This is a genomic window from Paraglaciecola sp. (assembly GCF_039942875.1).
Lineage (GTDB): Bacteria > Pseudomonadota > Gammaproteobacteria > Enterobacterales > Alteromonadaceae > Paraglaciecola.
This window is the reverse complement of record NZ_JBDVBQ010000023.1, coordinates 15788-30995: the sequence shown is the minus strand read 5'-3', so window position 1 is coordinate 30995 and position 15208 is coordinate 15788. Positions and strand designations below refer to the sequence as shown.

Annotated in this window: 13 protein-coding genes; 6 read left to right on the top strand and 7 right to left on the bottom strand. The window is 37.2% G+C overall.

Annotated elements, in window-relative coordinates:
* Nucleotides 1–282: 282 nt before the first annotated feature.
* On the top strand, nt 283–1275 hold the full coding sequence (locus ABJE44_RS06315; protein ID WP_348110436.1) for a GGDEF domain-containing protein: 993 nt from the start codon (nt 283–285) through the stop codon (nt 1273–1275).
* A 90-nt stretch (nt 1276–1365) separates the two neighbouring features.
* Here the strand turns inward: ABJE44_RS06315 and ABJE44_RS06310 are convergent, their stop codons facing one another.
* On the bottom strand, nt 1366–1704 hold the full coding sequence (locus ABJE44_RS06310; protein WP_348110464.1) for an FKBP-type peptidyl-prolyl cis-trans isomerase: 339 nt from the start codon (nt 1702–1704) through the stop codon (nt 1366–1368).
* Nucleotides 1705–1874: 170 nt separating this feature from the next.
* Here ABJE44_RS06310 and ABJE44_RS06305 point away from each other — a divergent pair, with 170 nt between their 5' ends.
* Nucleotides 1875–2327 (top strand): hypothetical protein, encoded by a 453-nt coding sequence (locus tag ABJE44_RS06305; protein ID WP_348110435.1) that lies wholly within the window; start codon nt 1875–1877, stop codon nt 2325–2327.
* Between the two features lie 103 nt (nt 2328–2430).
* Here the strand turns inward: ABJE44_RS06305 and ABJE44_RS06300 are convergent, their stop codons facing one another.
* The 5 genes from ABJE44_RS06300 to zntR form a co-directional block, all read right to left on the bottom strand.
* Nucleotides 2431–3723, bottom strand: a complete 1293-nt coding sequence (locus ABJE44_RS06300) for an outer membrane protein transport protein (protein ID WP_348110434.1) — start codon at nt 3721–3723, stop codon at nt 2431–2433.
* A gap of 255 nt (nt 3724–3978) precedes the next feature.
* Nucleotides 3979–4878 (bottom strand): hypothetical protein, encoded by a 900-nt coding sequence (locus tag ABJE44_RS06295; RefSeq protein ID WP_348110433.1) that lies wholly within the window; start codon nt 4876–4878, stop codon nt 3979–3981.
* Between the two features lie 5 nt (nt 4879–4883).
* Nucleotides 4884–5744: an ABC transporter ATP-binding protein gene (locus tag ABJE44_RS06290; RefSeq protein WP_348110432.1), complete on the bottom strand. Its 861-nt coding sequence runs from the start codon at nt 5742–5744 to the stop codon at nt 4884–4886.
* A 161-nt stretch (nt 5745–5905) separates the two neighbouring features.
* Complete coding sequence (locus ABJE44_RS06285; protein WP_348110431.1) at nt 5906–6949, bottom strand: SO_0444 family Cu/Zn efflux transporter; 1044 nt, start codon at nt 6947–6949, stop codon at nt 5906–5908.
* 1 nt (nt 6950) lies between these two features.
* Complete coding sequence (zntR, locus tag ABJE44_RS06280; RefSeq protein ID WP_348110430.1) at nt 6951–7352, bottom strand: Zn(2+)-responsive transcriptional regulator; 402 nt, start codon at nt 7350–7352, stop codon at nt 6951–6953.
* A 669-nt stretch (nt 7353–8021) separates the two neighbouring features.
* Here zntR and ABJE44_RS06275 point away from each other — a divergent pair.
* From ABJE44_RS06275 to speA, 4 genes are all read left to right on the top strand, one after another.
* Complete coding sequence (locus ABJE44_RS06275) at nt 8022–9302, top strand: GGDEF domain-containing protein (RefSeq protein ID WP_348110429.1); 1281 nt, start codon at nt 8022–8024, stop codon at nt 9300–9302.
* A gap of 49 nt (nt 9303–9351) precedes the next feature.
* Nucleotides 9352–9789 carry a nucleoside deaminase gene (locus ABJE44_RS06270; protein WP_348110428.1) on the top strand — a complete coding sequence of 146 codons (438 nt, stop codon included), beginning with the start codon at nt 9352–9354 and terminating at the stop codon, nt 9787–9789.
* Nucleotides 9790–10376: 587 nt separating this feature from the next.
* The gene (locus ABJE44_RS06265) at nt 10377–10580 is read left to right on the top strand and encodes a helix-turn-helix transcriptional regulator (protein WP_348110427.1); all 204 of its coding nucleotides are present in this window, start codon (nt 10377–10379) and stop codon (nt 10578–10580) included.
* A gap of 1264 nt (nt 10581–11844) precedes the next feature.
* Nucleotides 11845–13770, top strand: coding sequence for a biosynthetic arginine decarboxylase (gene speA, locus ABJE44_RS06260; RefSeq protein WP_348110426.1), 1926 nt, complete (start codon nt 11845–11847; stop codon nt 13768–13770).
* Between the two features lie 55 nt (nt 13771–13825).
* On the opposite strand, the gene ABJE44_RS06255 is transcribed toward speA, so the two are convergent.
* Entirely contained in the window at nt 13826–14968 is a 1143-nt protein-coding gene (locus ABJE44_RS06255) for a serine hydrolase domain-containing protein (protein ID WP_348110425.1), read from the bottom strand.
* Nucleotides 14969–15208 lie beyond the last annotated feature (240 nt).

Here is a 15208-nt window from a genome sequence, read left to right as displayed (position 1 = left end):
TATTCGAGCAGTAGCTTGGCTTTTAAATAGCAGGGTGTATCTGTAAGCCCATGGTTTAAATGGTTATTTATTTATCCATCCCAACATGGCATCTCGGTAAATTAACCACACTCCAAGAAATAAGATTTTTCTTTAACACTAAAAACCAAACCTCAGAGCAAAAAATAAAATCAACATTTTCAACAACTTACAATCAGAAGGTTACCAGAAGGTAAGTGAAAGGTTTTTTCATTAAAGTATTTGACATCAATTGCATACACTTATTACTCATAAGGCTTACAGATGTCTCACTCAAGAAAAACAAGTCAATTAAGCACCCCAGATACCGAGATGTGCTCGATCGTCGATAAGTTTTCAATTCCACTATCTAACGAAAAAATGGGCTCTTTCGTGAATATGATGAATATCATTGCGGAAGGCATTTTTGTTGTAAACGGTGACGGGATAATCGAAATAGTTAACCCAATGGCAGCAAAATTTTTAGGTGGCTCACAAGAATCTCTTGTAGGGCAGCGCTGGTTTAGTTTTCTACATGACCGCTATCGTGAGCAATATGAATACATTTTTCTTAATTGGAAAGATAACAAAAAACCAGCCCTGAGCCATGGCCCTAAAGAAGTGCTATTAACCCGTACCGACGGAACCTGGTTAGAGGTAGATTTATCAATATCTTGTTTACCTGAATCACTGACCGAAGGTAGCCCTATGTTTGTGGGAGTAGTGCATAACTTAACCAAACATAAGACAGAGTATAGTGAGTTGCGTAGGCAAGCCAGTACTGACCATTTGACGGGTTTAGCAAATCGTTACAACTTAGAAAAAACCTTAAATAAAAGTTGGAATGAGAGCATTATTAATAGCCAGCCGATCAGTCTGATTTTAATCGATGTGGATTATTTTAAACATTTTAACGATCAGTTTGGCCATGTTAACGGCGACAAGTGTTTGCAAAAAATTGCCAAGGTTATTGATGGTTGCTTACCTTCAAATGAAAGTTTGGCTGCCCGCTATGGTGGCGAAGAATTTGCCGTCATTTTGCCCCATTGCCATATAGAAGATGCGCAAGCGGTTGCGAGGCATATTCAACAACAAATCAACATTATTAACTTTACGGATTTACATTTGCCTACTACTTTTAGAGTGAGTGTTAGCCAGGGGATTTCGTGTGAACACAATGGCCAATATCGCACCCCTGAAGCCTTAATTTGTGCAGCTGACACAGCTTTGTATCGAGCCAAAGAGGAAGGCAGAAACAGAGTTAACGTGAGTAACTAGGTTACACACAATTTTATACCAAGAAGCGGACAAAAAAACCTCGTATTACGCTTCTTGGCTTTTTATTTCTGTAAGTTTAGTCCTAGTCTTTTAATCTCGCGTTAACACTTCCAATAACTCTATCTCAAAAATCAAATTAGAATTCGCTGGGATCATATTACCGATTTCTCGCTCGCCATATGCAAGATGTGCCGGCACCCATAATTTTCGTTTACCTCCTACCTTCATGTCTTTAAGGCCTAATATCCAACCTTGTATCACCCGCTTATTACTCAATACAGTTTGGAAAGCCGCGCCTTTTTTAAAAGAAGAATCAAACTCAGTGCCATCTTCAAGCCAGCCTTTATAGTGAGCTGTGATTAATGCCCCTCTTTCGGCCGCTTTTCCTGTTCCTAATACTAAGTCTTCTATTTTTAAGTCTTGCTGCATATTGAATTTCTTACAATCTATTTTTAAGTCTAAAGTATAACCGCTAAAACAGGGGGAATACTTCATTAATACCTAATTTAACAATATGAGGTATATATTAGTATTTCCTTCTATGTTTTAAAAAGGTACATTAAATACTCATTGCAATAGCTTGTGTTTAAGGAATTACATTGGGTGAACATGGGCAATATGTGAGTAGTCGTTCACAACAGTTAATGTTGTTTTCAGGCAGAGGGCCTTGGAATGATGAAGCATTAACCTACGGGACAAAAAGCACTCAAGCTGATCTCCAAGCAATAGATCACAACAGACCTTGGGGACAAATAGGCTTTTTGTATGGCGAAAGTTTAATGCCGCCTACAGCTTTTAAGCTATTTTCAGACATTATAAGCCTACGCCAACAAATGGGTTTAAAAGCGATCGCAATAATGATTCAAGATTCGGATATAATCACTACAATTAAAACACAGTTAAAAGTGGCCTATAACAAGGCAGGAATTGAGAGTGAGTTTTTTAATGATTTTGACAGTGCCACTAAATGGCTAAGTCAATTTGATATTGAATTTAACCTAGCAGAAGTCAATAACTTCTATCTAAGCAACCAGTTTATCGGCAACCAGTAGCACTTAAGCTTTCTTATAAAATCGCACTAATTCTAAATTTCAATAAAAAAATGCCAGCTTAGTGAGCTGGCATTTAAATACGATTAACTAACGTTTTATGAATTTAAAACGCGTAATTATATTGTGCAGCAACTAAAGCAGCATCACCTTGGCTGGTGTATTCCCACTCTCCGCCCAGATTGTCAGACTCTACAAACGTGCGCTCTTTACCTTTGATAATGGTAACACCAAGATCAATTGTTGAACTGTCACTAAATGCATAAGTAGCACCTGCGCTTAACCATACTCTATCAGTATCAGGAATAGAGATAGATAAATGATTAGGATCGGTTGGCGTTTTGTCATATGCAATACCAGCACGCAGTTTGGTTTGCTCATTTAACTGATAATCACCACCAATTGAATAACGGAAGCTATTCGAGAAATTCTCTGTTTTAGAAAAAACAGCCGTATCACTTCCTTCAACGTAAGCTTCTAACTGTTCAAAGCTACTCCATTGTGTCCAATTGATACTGTAGTGAAGGCCGTATTTTTCATTCAATTGATGACTACCTGAAAATTCTGCCATAGCAGGTAGTTCTAGATTTAATGAACCAGGTAATACCACACCTTCTAACCCACCAAGTACGGCAGGTAACTCGTTACTGTATTCACCATCAAAAGCAATATCAGTTGAACTGCGGTAATGGAAACCAAAACGAGAGTTTTCATCCAAATCATAAGCCAAACCTATGTTCCACCCGAAACCGGTATCATCGCCTTCTAGATAAACAGCTTCAGTATCACTTGTTACACCCAAAGTTGAACCAAAGTTAGCTTGTAAATAGACTGGGAACCCGACACCAGCATGGCGAGTGACTTCTGCTTCTGCATAAATAAAATTAAGACCAGCCGCAATAGTTAGCGCATCAGTTACTTTATAAGAAGCGCTAGCGTTAAAGTTCACGGTCACAATCTCAGTTTTACCGGCAATTTGGCCTGCATCATAATCTTCAGGAAAATCAGTGGCTAATCCGAAATTAGAAAACACACCGAACCCTACAGCAACCTTGTCATCTATTGGCATAACATAATAGGCAGCAGGTACAAAAGCATTCGGCGCAATACTGTCATCGTCAATGGCTTCAGCTGATGAGTAAGCAGGGGCGCTTTCACCTTCAAGGCTTACATCAGGGAGTACAAAAGTACCGACAATAGATAGCTGGTTTTCAGTAAATTGAGACATCAATGCAGGGTTACGAGCCACGACAGAGGCATTTTCTGCGATTGCGGCATCACCTGCAAAAGCTCTGCCTAAACCAGATGCGCTATGCTCAGCTAATTGAAATGCTGCAGAAAATGCATTAAGTGAAAAAACACTCAAGCCAGCAGTAAGTAAAATGCGATTAAATTTCATGATATCTCCAATACTTTGAACCAAGCATCACTAAGGGTTGCGAGGTTACTCAAAAAAATAGGTAACTCATCCGACTTCTAGTATGAAATTCGGGCAGCGCATAATATAGATTTGCAGGATAAATACCAGAAAAAGTCACAAAAAATGCAAAAAATTCACTAAAAACACCAAAACTTAACAAACACAACCAACACAGTTAACAAAAATAAAACATACGTTTATGAATTGAACTGATTCAGATAATTAGCATTTAAGTTATAAATGACTGCGGTTAACCCTTAACCAGTAGGTCAGATATATAAACCCTATTCCAAGTGCAGTTCCTATTAATGAGATCTTATTCCACAAAGCAGATAGTAAAATAAATTTGGGAGTGCCTACTTGTTGAAAGCTATTTGGTATTAACTCTGTCGCAAGAGCAAAATATTCCAACAATGTCTCTCGTAGAAAGTGTGCATCTAATTTCAAGTAATCTGTAATATAAGACTCAATCACCAATAAAAGCGCAACGGGTAATACGGCCCATAAAAAAGGCGCTTTATTGGCAAACATTGACGCTAACATTAACCAAGAAAATAGCGGAAACATCCACAAGGCATATAACAATAAGCCAGACCAGATCGAGAGCAAATTGCTAAATATATCGGCACTTCCCCACAGCGCCCAAAGAGAAATATCATACCCAAAATCTAATATACAACTGCCAACTAAAGCTAAAAAGACAAAGATAAATACAACTGATGTTGCAGCCAGCATAAATATAGCCGGAACAACCAACGCCCCCGTCAGAAGTTTCACCATAATATTTTGTGCGTCAGATACGGGTAAGGAGCGCCAAAAATAAATAGACATATCTCGCCTTTCATCAAACAAGCAAGTGATAAAATAATAAAGCTGGACCACCAAACCTACTAAAATAAAGGGTGCAAACATTCCCGTAATAGTAGCGAGAAAAAGTCGAGTTAAACCTTGTGCGTTCGTCAGATTATCTGTACTCGAAACGCCCTCAATTACGATACGTATTTGAGCACCTTCCAGTAACAGCAATTTAAGTAAAGGCGCAGCAACCATAAAAATACCAATCAACAATGGCATCCAAAATAAGGTTTTCTTGAACTCCCAAAGCTCTTTTCTTACCCCCATGAAAATTTGCATAACCTTCACAGAGCACCTTCTTGGGTCATAATACCCACAAATACATCCGCTAAACTCGGAGAGCTCACCTGCCCTAAAGATGCCAATGCATCAAGGTCAGCGTCATCAAACAACATACTTGTTAAGCCCATCATATTATTCTCACATAGAGGATTTAGTGCCTGTGCTGCTGCAAGGTTCTCATTTGTAACCGCTAACAACTTAAATCGTGAGCGAATACCCTCGACACTTTCATGCACCACAATCTGCCCATCTCTGATAAAAGCAACGTCAGTTAAAATATGCTCTATTTCTTCAATTTGATGGGTGGTAATAATGATGCACTTGTCATCATTGTGAAAATCTTCTAACAAATGACTATAGAACTGGCGACGAGTTAGAATGTCTAAACCTAAGGTTGGCTCATCTAACACTAGCACTTTTGCATCTACGGCTAATATTAAAGCTAAATGCAATTGTGTCACCATACCTTTAGATAAGGCTTTTACCGTAGCTGACATGGGAATGTTTGTTTTGGCTAAAAAAGCTAAAGCTTTATCACGGTCAAAATTAGGGTGAACACCTTGCATATAAGTTAGAGCCTGACTCACCTTTATCCATTTTGGTAATACCGCGACATCTGCAATATAAGCAACACTCTCCAACATTTTAGTTCTATGTTTAGATGGATTATGGCCCAATACCGTTATATCACCTTTGTAACGAGTTAGACCCAACAAGGCCTGTAAACAGGTTGTTTTACCTGCTCCGTTTGGACCTACCAACCCTAAAACCTGGCCTGCTTCGACATTCAAGTTTAGATTTTGAAGCACATGTTTTTGACTATAGGATTTGTTTAATCCAGAAATAGATATTAAAGGGGACAATAGAAGCGTTCCTCGCAGGCCTATAATGACAGTTCAGTTACTATTTGAACTTCCAGTGATAGTGATATGAAACCAAGATTCTAATATAAAAGCTGCTATAAAGAACTACAAATGACTGAGGTCAATCCAAGTTAACAATAAGGTAGCTTAGTAGACAGACGTTAATGGGAATGGACATTTTCTGATTTAAAAACTTTAACGTGTAACTTTTTAAGGTACTGAAACAATATTAATCCCACCAACACTAGGCCACAAAACTGATAAAGCGCTCCCATCATATCTGAATGCTCACCATGTTCTAATACTAATTGCCAATCGAAAGCGCTTAAAATTTTATCTAACAGTACACCTGATATTAAGGCTCCTGTGGTAATACCTAACAAATACAAGGCTAATTCTTTTTTACCCAACTCATTTTTGATGACCATCAAGGTAGCAATATTAGTTGCAGGCCCAGTTAGCATAAATACCAAGGCAGCCCCCGGGGTGATACCAGACATAAGCAAGCCGACAGCAATAGGAGTAGATGCGGTTGCGCAGACGTACATAGGAATAGAAATCAACACCACTAACAACATGGTTCCAAAACCTTGAGCATATTGAGTAATAAAACCTTCAGGTAAGTAAGTAGTAATTAATGCAGCAAAAAACAAGCCGATTAGAAACCACCCCATAAAGTCTCGTAACAATTGCCCATAGCCAAATTTAAAGGCAGCCATAAATTTTTGGATAAAAGTAAGCGGCTTAGGTTTACCGCCACTGCAGCAAGAAGGCGCGGCTTTATTGTCTTTTTTAGCTAGCGAGGGCGTATTTTCAGTAAATGTAGCAATCAAACTACCGGTGAACATGGCTGAAAATATTGCAGCTATTGGTCTAGCAATAGCCATTACCGGGCCCATTAATGCATAGGTGACGCCTATGGAATCAATCCCCGTCTCTGGTGTCGCCACTAGAAAGCTAGCGGTACTTGCTTTAGAGGCTCCACTTCTTCTAATGCCCATTGCCACAGGAATAACTGAACATGAACATAAAGGAAGGGGGGCACCAATGACCGCAGCATTCAGCACGGATCCTTTCTTCCCTAGTGTTGCCTCAATCCAAGTTTTTGGAACTAATTGATGAATGACACCCGCAATCAGCATACCCAATAACAAATAAGGGGCTGACTCTACAAAAAGAAGAATAAAGTTCGATAACAGCTGCACGTTACACCTCGCTTTCTAGGGTTGAAATTATGGAACAAAACTCAGCGCTTTCTTGGCCACCACAGCAATACCGAGCTAGCTTTTCTAAAGTACTTTGCATTTGTTGTAGCTGTAAGATTTGCTCAGCAACATCTTTAATTTTTGCATCTGTTATTGATTTTGCTTCAGCACAAACATGTTGGCTCTTATCATTTTTTATAGCTAGCAGTGATGCAATTTCAGACAAACTAAATCCACAGGCCTTACTTCTTTTAATAAAGTTTGCAGTTATCAAGTCATCTTCAGAATAAATACGATAGTTACTATGGCTTCGCCCTGAAGGCTTTAATAACCCAGCTTTTTCATAATAACGTAATGTATGCGTATTTAAATTAGATAATTTAGCTAGTTCACTTATCTGCATTTTAGATCCACTTATTGAGCTCTGAGATAGTATGATAAACCTTAAACTAGCATCTAAGGTCAATAGAGTTATTAGCAATAATTTTATTTTTTTGTAAATAAAATGACTTATGGCTTCAGACCAACAGCGTTGTAGTCTAAGTTCTAGATGTAAAACAAACCACTTCCCACAAAAAAGCTATATTGACTAAACCTGTAATGCTCTTGTTCATCATAAAGATATGCGTATCAGTCGCAACCTCAAGCGTGATGTTATTTAAAGATTGGATTTAAAACTCTACATGGCAGCTTTTCCCAAAACCTAATATTTATATCAATAATTATGCAGACGTTGCAGGGGATCCTATTTAAAGAGACAGTCTATTTGGTAATTATTTTCGGTAGCATGAATTTGACTAAGCACCAGGGTGCGACTCAAGTGCGTAAATCAGACTTGTTTAAACATGTATTTTTCATGCAAAAAATATTTTTTACTAGCATCAAGTTAATAACTACCTAAAATAAATATTTATTCTTGTATTCAGTCATCTCAAGAAAACCTAGACTGAAATGCTAAGGGTGATGTTCTTGGGTGAAAATTTTTGCAAGAAAATTGTGCCGTATCAATACACAAACGGGCAACAGCACCTACTATATGATTAACCATTCTTTCCTATGAGCTTATGACTTGATGACAGTTTTTAAGAGAATAACCTTACTACAGGTATTTAAGACTGTAGCTTTTATCATAACTTTAGTGCTTCTCATTTTTTACGAGAGTCTTCCTAAACGTACTATGGCTCTGCATCCAGAGCTAACTAAGAACGTATATGAATCTGTTGACGACACTATTGGCGGGAATTCAGAAATAATTTGGGTCGATAAATCTCAGTTAAGTTGGATCTGCCACCTTAGAGCTGGCACACCTTATCCATATTGTGGAATATATGTAATGTGGTCTAAACCTGCAGCCAAACAACTAGACTTATCTTTATATGATGGGCTAGAAGTAGAATTAGACTATAACGGTCCCGCCACTTATTTAAGGGTTTATCTACGTAATTATTATCCAGCTCCAGACATCTCAGATATTGTAGGAAAAGCTAAATTTAATAGCTTCTCCACCCTCGCCACAGATTTTAAAAGGCCCACTATGATCCCTTTCAAAGACCTAAGAGTTGCTGACTGGTGGATTGACAATAATAAAATACCACCCAAAGAAATAAAAACGGATATTAGTAAAGTCATTGCCATAGGTATAGACATTCCATACCCAAACACATTAGGCCGTCATGAGTTTAAGCTCAAATCTATTAAAGCTACAGGCTATTACTTTTCAAAAGAAACCTTATATTTTTCAATTATTATATTCTGGGCTGCCTTTATTATTTCAGAAATTTTAATACGACAAACAAGATTGCTATCAATGATTAAGGCCAGTGACCAACAATTAAAAGAATTTAGAACAATAAGTGAATTATACCGCGAGAAAGCAGAACATGATCAGTTAACAGACATTTTAAACCGCGAAGGTTTAAATAGAATTGTTGATGATTTATACGCAAAAAAATCTCTAAATAACTATGCTCTTTTAGTATTAGATTTAGACTTTTTCAAAACAATAAATGACGATTATGGTCACGTTGTTGGTGATAATGTACTTCAAGAAGTATCTAACATATTTAAGGTATGTATACGCTCATACGACATAGTGGCAAGATGGGGAGGAGAAGAATTTATCATTCTATTCCATAGTATCAGCAGCGCAAATATTGAGCCTTTTGCCGAAAAAATTCGTAAAACAATTGAATCCACAAGTTTTGTTACTGGAAAAGTTCAGAATATAACAGTGAGCATCGGTGCTACAAAAATCGCTCGCTCAGAGCTATTTGAGAACGCTTTCATTCGTGCAGATAAAGCACTTTATCAGGCCAAAGAAACAGGAAGAAACAAGACAATTATCGAATTGTAATTTTCGGCAACACTATGACAATTCTTTTAACTACTAAATAGGACAAAAAATGGATAAGTTTATGGCAGCTGCAATTGAAGAAGCACAAAAAGGGTTGGACGAAGGTGGCATTCCAATTGGGTCAGTAATTGTGCATAAAGGTAAAATTATTGGCCGTGGGCATAATCGCCGGGTCCAAAGTGGCAGCCCTATTCTCCATGGAGAAATGGACGCCTTCGAAAATGCTGGGCGGCAAACAGCATCGACGTATAGAGAATCAACAATCTATACCACTCTATCGCCATGCTCCATGTGTTCTGGTGCAATTATCTTATATGGGATAACGAAAGTGGTAGTAGGCGAAAATACTACATTTATGGGTGAAGAAGCATTACTTAAATCCAAAGGTGTATCTGTCACCGTTTTACAAGATCAACATTGTATAAACTTGATGGAGAACTTTATAAAAGCTAAACCAGAGCTTTGGAATGAAGATATTGGCGAGTAAAGCAGAAAAAACACAACTTAGAGTTAAAAGCAATCGACTAGAAGTTAAAAATAATTAACATTATGTTATTTAAACCTACCTAAAATACAGCTATTATCAAGTATCTGTGGTTTAAGCAGTAAAAATAATGGCTCATTACCTTTGATGTTTATACTTTATTGCCGGTATCAAATAACATCAGTATTAGTTACAAAAACAGTAAATAATGTATTCGAACATACAGCCAATAAGGATTACTTGCTGTGAAACATTTTAGCGTAAACAGGCCAAATTTATGCTCAATGAAAGTACTAATTTAATTCAACAATAAACATACTAAAAAGCATATTAATTTAGAGATTTAGAGCCCAATTTGGTGAACAAAATTGATGTGATTTTAACAGTTGAACCAGACTTCGAATAAGCTTGTAAATCAAATATCAATACGTTTTATAAAACTAAAAATTAGAAAAATAACCTTTATTATTTACTATGATTCTACCTAAGTCACCTGAATGTTTTCACTAATACAAACTAATTTATAGTTAGATTAGGCAGCAGGCCGCAACCTATTTTATACATTTTTATTATTAATGTGAGTAACCTAAATGATCAAAAATAAGATCCGTGAACTGCGTTTTTTTGCAGATGAAATGACCCAAAAAGAATTAGCTGAATTAGTCGGTGTCACCCGACATACTATAATGGCAATTGAAAAAAGTAAGCACTCACCAACTCTTGAATTAGCCTTTCAAATAGCTGAGATATTTGGGCAGTCTATTGAAGAAGTATTCGAATATCACAGTAGCTAAAAACGTTCTGTTACTACATTTTAAAATACTCAAAGCTGAAAGTTTATCGTAGTCAAGCATGCTGTTTGTTTTCTATTACATGTTTAAATTAAACAATAAAATGTGAATACTCACATACAATATAGAACAACAATAATAAAGAAAGATTAAAAAATTAATTAGTATGTTAGCATTTACTTTAATGTTTAGAATTACCGTTTCATCGCTGCCCAAATAATGATTAATTAAGAGCTTTTACAGTATTCCTAATCTCTACCTAACTTCAAATCAATAAGGTTAAAGAGAGTTTACGTAAAGCCTAAATGTTCGACTGTAGACACTAGGTATAAGGCTTCCTTGTTCTCTAAGTTTGTAAATTTCTTATATGTTCCATAATGTAATTTAAACATTATTACAGTCACTATAATGGTTTGATTGTTGTTAACTATGCATTTGAATAAAGTCTGAAATACCGGCATATCAGACATCATTTAAATGTATCTAGATTTACAAAATCACAGCTACTTGCAATCCGCTAATTTAGTCAGTTTTTTTAGATTATTCTCCTTCCTTTATAGCAGATGAAATAAAACTATTTTGATTACTGGCTAGCATAAAGTCCGAAATAAAAACTCAATGAGTGGCAAATTGTTGCATTGATTAGATTACGTTTAAGAATGTTTATTTTAGAGATTACTAATTATTAAAAAGCCAAAAAACAAGTATGTTTTTCTAGCCTTTTATTTTTAAATGAAACAATAACCAAAGAGATAATTAACCTTCATTATTGACAGTATGAGAGCATCAACATTAGCTAAACCTTATCCTCACAATTCAGCCAACTCTTAGTAATATCAACCCATAACTATTTCTCTCTCATCAAGAGTTTAAATCAGCTTATCAAGGCCCTTAATCAGTTAGAATTGTTGAGCTATATTGGATTTGTCTCTCAAACCAATAAAGTGACATCACAATGTGAGTGTATATGCTAATACCTAAGCTCTTTGGAATTTTTAATATTGTTTTACTTGATCAAGTAAGGAGGGCTCTACTTTAGTCGATTTCATGATTTTAAACACAGTCTTCGATGTAGTGAGACTTTTAGTATTTCTAATGCTTACTTCTCAGTTGTCTATTTAATGTAATAGTAAGTACACCTCACTGATGAAATTTTATATTTGCTATAAATCAATAACCATAATATTTAATCATTAATTGTTAGCTAGTTTAATTGTTGTTATTTATAATTTCGGCCTTTCAGCCTCCCCTAATTTGGTAATGTAAAATGCCTAGAACTAAAAAATGGACTATTGAAGACTCAGAAAACCTATACCGTGTTAGTCGGTGGGGAGCGGGTTATTTTGAAATTGGTGAAAATGGCAATTTACATGTCACACCAGACCCATCTAACACCAGTATGCGTATCGACTTTAACGCTGTTTTAGAAGAGATTAAGCAAGAAGGCATTCAATTTCCTGTGGTGGTTCGTTTTCACGATATTTTACGCACGCAGGTATCTTTACTTAACTCTACCTTTCAAAATACGATTGCCGAAGCTAAGTATCAAGGTCAATACAGAGGCGTATATCCGGTAAAAGTAAACCAAATGCGGGAAGTCGTAGAAGAAATTGTAGATGCAGGCACGCCCTTTAATTATGGTCTAGAAGCAGGTTCTAAAGCCGAGTTACTGACTGCCATGGCGATGAATACCAATCCAGATTCGTTAACCGTTTTAAATGGTTACAAAGACCAAGAGTTTATGCGCCTCGCCTTACTTAACCTAAAGTTAGGCCGCAAAACCATAGTGGTTATTGAAAAGTTCTCAGAGCTTGTATTACTGGTAAAAATCGCTAAAGAGTTAGATATAAAACCTTTGGTGGGTGTGCGTTCTAAAATGACAGTGAAAGGTAGAGGTAAATGGGAAAGCTCAGGGGGCGACAGAGCTAAATTCGGCCTGACCATTAGTGAGATCATTGGCGCAGCTCGTTATCTGGACACCCACGGTATGGCTGAGAGTTTAATTCTGTTGCATTTCCATATAGGAAGCCAACTTACAGATATTCGTGCAGTTAAAGAGTCGATTAGTGAAGGGGCAATGATCTATTCAGAGCTTCACAAAATGGGATATAAACTGGAATATGTAGACGTAGGCGGCGGCTTAGGGATTGACTACGACGGTAGCCAATCAACCAATGACTCATCTCGTAACTACAGTATGCAAGAATATGTGGCTGATATCGTATATGGCATGCAACAGGTATGTGATTTAGAAAATGTACCTCACCCTACCCTAGTCAGCGAGAGTGGCCGCGCAATAACCGCACATCATAGCTGCGTGATCACTCAAGTAGTCGGTGAAATCAAAGCTCACAGCTTAGGGATACCTACAGATAAGCAAGTTGATGAACATGTATTACTGACAGATATTCGTGAGCTTGCAGAATTAATTGATAGCCAAGACAACCTTCAAGAAATTTTTAATGATGCATCCCAATATAAAGAACAAGCTCTAAGTGCCTTTAAATTAAGGGTTATTTCATTAGAAGAACTTGCCAAAATCGAAACCTTATATTGGCAAATAATGGAAACCCTTCAAGTAAGGCTAAAAACTGCAGAGTTTATTCCTGAAGAAATGCAAGAGCTGCCATTTAATTTGTCATCTCAATATTTGTGTAACTTTTCAGTGTTTCAGTCAGCTGCAGATACCTGGGCTATTGACCAAGTGCTTCCAGTTGTGCCATTAACTCGTATGAACGAGAAACCGACTATTAATTGCTCATTAGTAGATATCACCTGCGACAGTGATGGCAAGCTTGATCAGTTTATTAGTGATGACGGCCTTTCTAATGTCATACCTATGCATAGCATTAAGCCCGATGAAGAATATTACGTTGGGCTATTTTTGACCGGAGCTTATCAAGATGTAATGGGAGATATGCATAACCTATTTGGACGCTTAAACGAGGTACATATATTTAGCTATGATGACGATCCTGAAGACTTTTATATTGAAGAAATAGTGGCAGGCTCATCGGTAGAAAACGTGTTATCAATTATGCAATACAATCCTAACTCAATGGCCCAAGGCATCAAAAAGCTCATTGATACTCATGTGTCTAAGGGAGAAATGAAACCAAGAGAAGGGGTTAAATGGACTGATTTTTACGAAAACTGTCTAAAAGGTTACACCTACCTTAAAACTACTGACTAGTTAGTAGCAAGCCTTAGGTAAATAGCTATAAAGCTTTAGTTATTTACCTAAGAGCTTAATCTACATTCTTAGCCGTTAATTGCAGACTCTCTAGGTGTTCAAAACAGCGAGCCCAAAAGTCAGGTGTAAACTCATTAATTAAATTCGATTCAGCATTCATTAACATCACATAGCCCACACCAAACTCTGGCGAAAACGCCACATCAGCCCGATACCCTTTCACCCAACCACCATGATAATTTAATTTGTGGCCTTTAAACTCATAAACGCGCCAGCCCAAACCGTAATGTGCATCTGACAAATAATTGCGCCACTGACGTCTCCAAAGTTCCTTTTTACTTTTTACTCTTGGCTCTGTGACTTGTTCAATTAACTCAGGAGCGATTACGTTAGGCTCTTCACCTAACAAGGCTCGCATCCACACAATCATATCTTCAAGACTCGCATTCACCCCAGCCGCAGGAGAATAACGATAGTAATCATCTCTTACTGAAGTAGAGCGCCATTTGTTCCTAGAAATAGCCACATGGGGCTTTGCCCATTTCTTTGAGCTAATAAGGCCTTGCTTGCCAACACTCGCATTTGGCATACCTAAGGGTTCAATAATGGTTTGAGTTAATGCCTGCTTATATGAAGAGTGTTGCTGGGTAAAGTATTCATCAATCACAGCAAAAAGGGTATTTTGGTAGGTATAGCATTTACCTGGTGAGCAAAGTGGCTCAAGGTCAGACAACATATTAAGCACACGCTTTACCGAATAGTTAGCCTCAATCAAGTTATCGTAAGCATTAGGTGTATACCCACTAGATTGACCAACTACATGCTGCAATAACAGGGGGTTATTGGCACCATGGGAGAAAGGATAATCAGGTACTAAGCTTACTACCGGCATTTGCCAGCTAAGTTGTTTTTGTTCTACATACTTAGCCATTAACATAGACGTAAAGGTTTTCGATACCGACGCCAACCTAAATACAGTATCGATATCAATCGCGGCACCCGAGTTACTTTCGTTTCCATAAACCACTACCGAAGCGGGCCCACCTTTTTCAATGTAAGCAAAAGCATAACCTGGCAAGTTCTTTACCTTAGCTTTACCCTGAATATCAGCAGCAAATTCTGTCAACCATTTATCTGCCGACCAAGCAGGGCTGCAAACCCCAAAGGTAACAAGACATAAGCACACTAGCCTAAACATTATTTGACCAAATAAAAACCATAACTCTCTTTACGCAACCTTATAAGCCATGAACCACAATACGTTAGTACATAAACATCATTTCTGTTATCTCATTATCCTCTGACTCTTATCTATGAATCAACCTACTTCAACAGCTAAGTTGTTACATTTAGTACAGAATAGAGTTCATATTCAGTTCCGATTTTGTCGTATTTTTATCAAAAAAGACATTACAATAATCAATCAAGTCTTGATTAA

Bases quoted from the DNA above. Each gene is read 5' to 3' on its own strand.
- ABJE44_RS06275 (WP_348110429.1), top strand. From the start codon at position 8,022: ATGACAGTTTTTAAGAGAATAACCTTACTACAGGTATTTAAGACTGTA.
- zntR (WP_348110430.1), bottom strand. From the start codon at position 7,352: ATGCAGATAAGTGAACTAGCTAAATTATCTAATTTAAATACGCATACA.
- speA (WP_348110426.1), top strand. From the start codon at position 11,845: ATGCCTAGAACTAAAAAATGGACTATTGAAGACTCAGAAAACCTATAC.
- ABJE44_RS06315 (WP_348110436.1), top strand. From the start codon at position 283: ATGTCTCACTCAAGAAAAACAAGTCAATTAAGCACCCCAGATACCGAG.
- ABJE44_RS06310 (WP_348110464.1), bottom strand. From the start codon at position 1,704: ATGCAGCAAGACTTAAAAATAGAAGACTTAGTATTAGGAACAGGAAAA.
- ABJE44_RS06255 (WP_348110425.1), bottom strand. From the start codon at position 14,968: ATGTTTAGGCTAGTGTGCTTATGTCTTGTTACCTTTGGGGTTTGCAGC.
- ABJE44_RS06265 (WP_348110427.1), top strand. From the start codon at position 10,377: ATGATCAAAAATAAGATCCGTGAACTGCGTTTTTTTGCAGATGAAATG.
- ABJE44_RS06300 (WP_348110434.1), bottom strand. From the start codon at position 3,723: ATGAAATTTAATCGCATTTTACTTACTGCTGGCTTGAGTGTTTTTTCA.
- ABJE44_RS06270 (WP_348110428.1), top strand. From the start codon at position 9,352: ATGGATAAGTTTATGGCAGCTGCAATTGAAGAAGCACAAAAAGGGTTG.
- ABJE44_RS06295 (WP_348110433.1), bottom strand. From the start codon at position 4,878: ATGCAAATTTTCATGGGGGTAAGAAAAGAGCTTTGGGAGTTCAAGAAA.